Source organism: Pseudomonas peli (assembly GCF_050563605.1).
Lineage (GTDB): Bacteria > Pseudomonadota > Gammaproteobacteria > Pseudomonadales > Pseudomonadaceae > Aquipseudomonas > Aquipseudomonas peli_A.
Window position 1 is genome coordinate 1 of the sequence record NZ_JBNXUH010000431.1, and the last position, 251, is coordinate 251.

Sequence of the window (251 nt, forward strand, 5' to 3'; positions counted from 1 at the left end):
CCCAGGCGTAGCCGGCGAGGATCGAGCTGATCATCCGGCGGATTTCTGGTTGGGCCTTCTCGAAATAGATCACGTCCTGGAAGCTGCCGTCGTACCAGCCCTCGACATACACGCGGAAGGTGTCGACGCCGCGCTTGAGTGGGATGGCGCCGAGGATATTTTTGTCGATCTGGTCGACCGCTACATTCTGCGCGCCGGCATTTCTGGGGTTCAGCCCAAGGTCCTGGTGCCGGAACATGCGGAGCCTGTGC

1 pseudogene is annotated in these 251 nt (G+C 61.4%); it reads right to left on the reverse strand.

Annotated elements, in window-relative coordinates:
• Positions 1 to 148: pseudogene (locus ACQ4LH_RS22160) on the reverse strand (FAD-dependent oxidoreductase); the annotation flags it as partial.
• Positions 149 to 251 lie beyond the last annotated feature (103 nt).